The sequence below is a fragment of the Streptococcus sp. DD10 genome (assembly GCF_001578805.1).
In the GTDB taxonomy this organism is placed as follows: Bacteria; Bacillota; Bacilli; order Lactobacillales; family Streptococcaceae; genus Streptococcus.
Window position 1 is genome coordinate 259,334 of the sequence record NZ_KQ969158.1, and the last position, 6,384, is coordinate 265,717.

The following is a 6,384-nucleotide window of genomic DNA, read 5'->3' on the forward strand; positions in this document are numbered from 1 at the left end:
TCGAAGAGTATAAAGTCTGCGAGAGAAGATAAAAGACTCAATTAAATGTAGAATGATATTGATACAGCTAACAACTATTCCCTTTTTTAAAAAGATAGTCATTTGATGAAATTTTTAGTATGAAAAAGGGGCTATGCACTTGTTGTATTCAAGTGCTAATGACTAGAGGTGCACTGAAACGATTGGCTTAGTTTCTGTTTTTTAAAATCTTTTGGGCAAAAAAATTGCTTAAGGCTCCTATAAACGATATAATAAGATGAATTAAAAGTTCAGAAAATTTAACATTAGAAAAGAGAAGCAATCTTATGGCAAAAGATATTCGCGTCTTATTATATTACCAATACCTTCCCATTGAAAATGCTGAGCAATTTGCAGCTGATCACTTGGCTTTTTGTAAATCTATCGGTCTCAAAGGTCGCATCCTAGTCGCTGATGAAGGCATTAACGGAACGGTTTCCGGTGATTTTGAAACCACACAAAAATACATGGACTACGTTCACAGCCTTCCAGGTATGGAAGACTTATGGTTCAAGATTGACCTTGAAGAAGAGCAAGCCTTCAAAAAGATGTTTGTCCGTTACAAGAAAGAGATTGTCCACCTTGGTTTGGAAGACAATGACTTTGATAATGATATCAACCCACTTGAAACAACAGGTGCTTACTTGTCTCCAAAAGAATTTAAGGAAGCTTTGCTTGATGAAGATACCGTTGTTTTGGACACCCGCAATGACTACGAGTACGACCTAGGTCACTTCCGTGGCGCTATTCGTCCAGACATTCGCAACTTCCGTGAGCTGCCTCAATGGGTCCGTGACCACAAGGAAGAATTTATGGACAAGCGCGTGGTGGTTTACTGCACGGGTGGTGTCCGCTGTGAGAAATTCTCAGGTTGGATGGTGCGTGAAGGCTACAAAGATGTCGGCCAATTGCACGGTGGGATTGCAACTTACGGTAAGGACCCTGAAGTTCAAGGCGAGCTTTGGGATGGAAAGATGTATGTCTTTGACGAGCGGATTGCCGTTGACATCAACCATGTAGACCCTATCGTTGTCGGTAAGGACTGGTTCGATGGGACGCCTTGTGAACGCTATGTCAACTGCGGAAACCCTTACTGTAACCGCCGTATCTTGACTTCAGAGGAAAATGAAGCTAAGTACCTCCGTGGTTGCTCACATGAATGCCGTGTTCATCCACGCAACCGTTATGTCTCTGAAAATGGTTTGAGCCAAGAAGAAGTGGTTGCACGCCTTGCGGCTATTGGTGAAAGCTTGAGTGTAACACCTGCTTAACTTTGGAAACAGCTTGAAAATCAGGCTGTTTTTTATATGGAAAAAATCAAGAAAGTGTGGTATACTTTTGGTAAGCGATTACAAAAGGAGAGAATGATGAGTATTGTATTTTCAATCAGAAATAAAAAGAGTTTATTTGGTTACCAAAAAGTATTATCAGCAAAAGAAGTACTTGCTTTTACTGACGGGATGACAACTTATAGCTATGATGCTACACACTTAAACCGTTCTCTCAATGAGTTTCAAGCATTGTCTTGCATTGTTTTTGGAGTCAGTGGTCTTCCCTTGGGGTTGCGTTACTTTGATGAAGAAGAAAGTTATCAGATAAAGGTTTCATCATTCGCGACCGAGGACGATTGGCAACTCGCTCTTCAATGGTCAAGTTGGTTGGCAGAAGCGATGGGGTCAGAAATTTTAGTGAGTGATGGGCGTAGTTTTGATTCGGTGACAATTTTTGATTTTGATTATCAAGTAATTACTCTAAAAACGTTTCGCCAGCTGGTCTATGAGAAGGATTTGAAGCAATTTGTAGTGCAAGGATTTGCTCATCCTGTTTACTTAGACCGAGACCAAGTTTTAGGGTTTCTAGAGCATTCTCAACCTTTGAAGACTTATGCACAATTCATTAAAAGAATTCAGTATTCTACTGCTCATTTCAGTCAGGTCCGTTTTTATCAACAAAAAGAAACAGGAATTTTTTTGGCTTGTTATAGTTTGACGGAAGAGACCGATACTATGCTCCCTCGTCATCCTCATGTTCCAACGGAGTATGTAGAAGCAGTTGGACTATCAGGAGAGATTCAGTGGGAGGTGCAGTTGGTGTCCATAGATGGGGATTCGTCTAAGCCGGAGAGCTATCAGTCGATAGCATCTGTTACTCTAAAAGATTTTTTAGTCGCCTTACGAACAGAAGAATTTGAGCAGCTGGATGCTAACCAGATTGTGATTAAAAAACTGTCTAAAGAACGTTTGAATGAATTAGCACGATTAGGACAAAACGAGCTTGTTTGAGAATGTAGTAGAAGTAGTTTTGAAAGTTTTAGAACTACCAGAAAGTTTCATTTCTATTTTAAAGGATCTATTTGGGTCCTTTTTGCTTGCTCCAAACACCCACTTACTACTTCAAATTAACCACTTGCTTTTTTGCTCTTGTATTCCGAGCTTAGCTTTGCTATAGTAGAGTCAGAAAGGAGATGTGATGAAGTTACGAATTGAGATTGACGGCGATTTAGAAGAAACTGAAATTGTCATCAAGACCCCTACTTTGACAGATGAGATTGCGGATTTGCAACGACTCTTGCAAGAAACCAAGGCTCCAAGGTTGACGTTTTACAAGGGAACCGGTGAATATTATCTAGACATGTCAGAAATTCTCTTTTTTGAGACGGAAGGGAACAAGATTTATGCCCATACCCAGAAAGAGGCCTACGAAGTTCGGCTTAAACTCTATGAGTTAGAGTCTATCCTTCCTCGCTATTTTAGTCGGGTATCCAAGTCAACGATCGCAAACATCCGTCAGATTTACTCAGTGGATAAGTCCTTTTCAGGAACTGGCACCATTTCCTTTTATCAGACCCACAAGGAGGTTCATGTCTCACGACATTACCAATCCCTCCTAAAAGAAAATCTAAGAAATATGAGGTGAGAAGATGAAAAAGAAAGTATTTGGTATTGTGTTGCTTGTTTTGGCGGCCTTAGTATTATTGCAGGGAAATTTTGGTATTCCTTCCCTGGGAGGACACATTTGGCCTTTGATTGGTATTGGATTTTTTGCCTATCAATCAGTTGATGCTTTGCTTCGCCGTCGTTTGACATCAGCAGTTTTCACAGCTTTCATAGCGCTCATGATTGCTAATCATTTTTATGATATTTTGCCAATTCCCAATCAGTCACTGTTTTGGGCTGGAGTGCTAATCGTTCTCGGGGTTGGTATGCTAACTAATTCTAGTAAAACATGGAACGGAAAGAAATGGTGGTATGACGCTGAAAAGACTATTCTAACAGAAAAGGAAGTTGCTTTTGGTAGTGGAACTTTTTACAAACAGGACCAAGACTTGGTAGAAGACCAGTTTGAAGTTAGCTGTGGGAATGCCAAGATTTATTATGACAATGCAGAGATGTTAGGTGATAGCGCAACCTTGAAGGTAGAAGTCAGTTTAGGGAATGCAGTTATCTATGTACCCCAACACTGGCGGGTAGATCTGAAGGTGGAGACTTCTTGTGGAGTAGCCAAGGCGGAAGCGCCTGTAGCTCCGACCAGCAAAACCTTGGTTATCCGCGGGGAAGTCGCCTTTGGTAAACTAGGGATTGTCTACGTTAAATAAAAAAATCTTCTAATTCTCTTGCCAAAAGTGAGAAAGTGTGATAACATAGTACGGTATGTGGTGCTAGCACATCCGCTATATTAGATCTAATAGGAGGAAAACACAATGGCTAAAGTATGTTACTTTACAGGTCGTAAGACTGTGTCAGGAAACAACCGTTCACACGCGATGAACCAAACCAAACGTGCCGTAAAACCAAACCTTCAAAAAGTTACTGTTCTTATCGATGGTAAACCTAAAAAAGTTTGGGCTTCAGCTCGTGCTTTGAAATCTGGTAAAGTTGAACGCGTTTAATTGTAAAATAGAGACCTCACCTATGGGGTCTCTTTTCTGTGCAAGAAAGCCCTCACAAAAATCAGCTGAAACAATCATTTTCTACTCTTGTGCTTTTACAGTCGCTTGAATTTATGGTAAAATGAAGTATGGAATAGTATTTCTTTTTATCTATTGAAATGGCTAGAAAAACAAAGAGGTAACAATATGACTGTAAAACTAAACACAAAAGATGGTCAAATCGAATTGACAGATGAAGTCATTGCGACAATTGTTGGTGGTGCTGCAACGGAGATTTTTGGTGTTGTCGGTATGGCTAGTAAAAATGCTTTGAAAGATAACTTCCAGGCTCTTTTGGGACGGGATAACTACGCCAAAGGTGTAGTAGTCAAGGCAGACGAAGATGGCAGTATCGGAGTAGATGTCTACACGGTTTTGAGCTATGGCACCAAGATTAGTGAAGTGTCAAAAAATATCCAAGAACGTGTAAAATTCAGCTTAGAAAATCAACTTGGAATCTCAGCCCATGCTGTGAATGTCTATGTTCAAAACATTAAAGTAGTAGGAGAATAATCGTGTCAAATATCACAACCAGTTTATTTCAGGAAATGGTGCAGGCCGCATCTACTCGTCTGAATAAACAAGCAGAATATGTTAACTCACTCAACGTTTTCCCTGTACCCGACGGTGATACAGGAACCAACATGGGCATGACCATTGAAAATGGTGCCAAGGAAGTCGCTGATAAGCCAGCTTCAACTGTTGGTGAAGTCGCAGGAATCCTTGCCAAGGGTCTCTTGATGGGAGCTCGTGGGAATTCCGGTGTTATTACGTCTCAATTGTTCCGTGGTTTCTCTCAAGCCATTAAAGACAAGGACGAATTGACAGGGAAGGACCTGGCGTTGGCCTTCCAATCGGGTGTTGAAGTAGCTTACAAGGCAGTCATGAAACCGGTAGAAGGAACCATTTTGACCGTATCTCGTGGCGCAGCCATCACTGCTAAGAAAAAGGCAGAAGAAACAGACGATGCCGTGGAAGTTATGCGTGCAGCTCTAGAAGGTGCTAAATCAGCTCTTGCAAAAACACCGGATATGCTTCCAGTTCTCAAAGAAGTTGGTGTAGTGGACTCAGGAGGTCAAGGTCTGGTCTTCATCTATGAAGGTTTCCTATCAGCTCTTACTGGTGAATATATTGCATCTGAGGACTTTGTAGCGACTCCTGCTAATATGAGTGAAATGATCAATGCAGAGCATCATAAGTCTGTAGCTGGTCATGTAGCGACTGAGGACATTACGTTTGGTTACTGTACTGAAATCATGGTAGCTCTTAAGCAAGGTCCAACCTATGCCAAAGACTTTGACTACGACGAATTCCGTAACTATTTGAACGAACTTGGAGATTCTCTCCTGGTTGTCAATGATGATGAAATCGTCAAGGTCCACGTCCATACAGAAGATCCAGGTCTTGTTATGCAAGAAGGTCTCAAATATGGTAGCTTGGTTAAGGTAAAAGTTGACAATATGCGTAACCAACACGAAGCCCAGGTGGAAAAAGAAGCCAATCAAAGCAAGCCTGTAGAAGAGAAGGAATATGCGGTTATCGCAGTGGTGGCAGGTTCTGGCTTAGCAGACATTTTCCGTGCCCAAGGGGTGGATTATGTGATTGAGGGCGGCCAAACTATGAATCCATCGACAGAAGATTTTGTCAAGGCAGCCCAAGAGGTAAATGCGCGCAATATTATCTTCTTGCCAAACAACAAAAATATCTTTATGGCAGCACAATCTGCCGCTGAAGTGCTCGACCAGGCAGCAGTGGTGGTAGAAGCTCGTACGCTTCCACAAGGATTGACCAGCCTTTTGGCCTTTGATCCAAGCAAATCCATCCAAGAAAACCAAGAGCGCATGACGGCTGTTCTTAGTGATGTTATCAGTGGCAGCATCACCACAGCTGTTCGCGATACAACCATTGATGGCTTAGAAATCCATGAAAATGATAATCTTGGAATGGTAGATGGCAAGATCCTTGTATCAAATCCAGATATGCACCAAACCTTGACAGAAACCTTGAAACAGATGTTGGACGAAGATAGCGAAATCGTAACCTTCTATGTTGGTGAAGAAGGAAGTGAAGAGCTAGTGACAGAAATTGCCCAGGAACTAGCTAATGATTTTGAAGATATCGAAGTCGAAATCCATCAAGGTGGACAACCCGTTTATCCATATCTATTTAGTGTAGAATAAGAAAAAAGAGTCGAGTCGGCTCTTTTTTGTGTTCCTGGAAAGAAAGCAAGGTGGGTTACTTTCTCTTTATCAGAAAACTGTTCAAATGGTGATGAAACCATGAGCGGAGGACATGACAAATGTCATCTAACCTCATGACAGAAGCTTCTAGTGACACATGCTTCAAAGAATTATAATAGATGTATCAAATGGAGGAAGAAAAAATGAAACATAAAGTAATTGTCGCAATGAGTTTAGTAGCAGCAGGAGTCATGACTT

The 6,384-nt window shown here is 41.3% G+C and carries 7 protein-coding genes; all 7 read left to right on the forward strand.

Going from position 1 to position 6,384, the window contains the following annotated elements:
* Positions 1-305 precede the first annotated feature (305 nt).
* The 7 genes from trhO to STRDD10_RS04275 all read left to right on the forward strand — a co-directional run bounded on the left by trhO (position 306) and on the right by STRDD10_RS04275 (position 6,126).
* Entirely contained in the window at positions 306-1,289 is a 984-nt protein-coding gene (gene trhO / locus STRDD10_RS04245) for an oxygen-dependent tRNA uridine(34) hydroxylase TrhO (protein WP_067193399.1), read from the forward strand.
* A 96-nt stretch (positions 1,290-1,385) separates the two neighbouring features.
* Positions 1,386-2,300, forward strand: a complete 915-nt coding sequence (locus STRDD10_RS04250) for a DUF4299 family protein (RefSeq protein ID WP_067193401.1) — start codon at positions 1,386-1,388, stop codon at positions 2,298-2,300.
* Positions 2,301-2,487: 187 nt separating this feature from the next.
* Complete coding sequence (locus STRDD10_RS04255) at positions 2,488-2,934, forward strand: LytTR family DNA-binding domain-containing protein (RefSeq protein ID WP_067193403.1); 447 nt, start codon at positions 2,488-2,490, stop codon at positions 2,932-2,934.
* Between the two features lie 4 nt (positions 2,935-2,938).
* Positions 2,939-3,613, forward strand: coding sequence for a LiaF transmembrane domain-containing protein (locus STRDD10_RS04260; protein ID WP_067193405.1), 675 nt, complete (start codon positions 2,939-2,941; stop codon positions 3,611-3,613).
* A 105-nt stretch (positions 3,614-3,718) separates the two neighbouring features.
* Positions 3,719-3,907 carry a 50S ribosomal protein L28 gene (gene rpmB, locus STRDD10_RS04265; RefSeq protein ID WP_001140948.1) on the forward strand — a complete coding sequence of 63 codons (189 nt, stop codon included), beginning with the start codon at positions 3,719-3,721 and terminating at the stop codon, positions 3,905-3,907.
* A 186-nt stretch (positions 3,908-4,093) separates the two neighbouring features.
* Complete coding sequence (locus STRDD10_RS04270; protein WP_067193408.1) at positions 4,094-4,459, forward strand: Asp23/Gls24 family envelope stress response protein; 366 nt, start codon at positions 4,094-4,096, stop codon at positions 4,457-4,459.
* A 2-nt stretch (positions 4,460-4,461) separates the two neighbouring features.
* Positions 4,462-6,126 carry a DAK2 domain-containing protein gene (locus STRDD10_RS04275; RefSeq protein ID WP_067193410.1) on the forward strand — a complete coding sequence of 555 codons (1,665 nt, stop codon included), beginning with the start codon at positions 4,462-4,464 and terminating at the stop codon, positions 6,124-6,126.
* The last annotated feature ends 258 nt before the right edge of the window (positions 6,127-6,384 follow it).

Coding starts and splice junctions, on each gene's coding strand:
- trhO (WP_067193399.1), top strand. CDS start 306: ATGGCAAAAGATATTCGCGTCTTATTATATTACCAATACCTTCCCATT.
- rpmB (WP_001140948.1), top strand. CDS start 3,719: ATGGCTAAAGTATGTTACTTTACAGGTCGTAAGACTGTGTCAGGAAAC.
- STRDD10_RS04255 (WP_067193403.1), top strand. CDS start 2,488: ATGAAGTTACGAATTGAGATTGACGGCGATTTAGAAGAAACTGAAATT.
- STRDD10_RS04250 (WP_067193401.1), top strand. CDS start 1,386: ATGAGTATTGTATTTTCAATCAGAAATAAAAAGAGTTTATTTGGTTAC.
- STRDD10_RS04260 (WP_067193405.1), top strand. CDS start 2,939: ATGAAAAAGAAAGTATTTGGTATTGTGTTGCTTGTTTTGGCGGCCTTA.
- STRDD10_RS04270 (WP_067193408.1), top strand. CDS start 4,094: ATGACTGTAAAACTAAACACAAAAGATGGTCAAATCGAATTGACAGAT.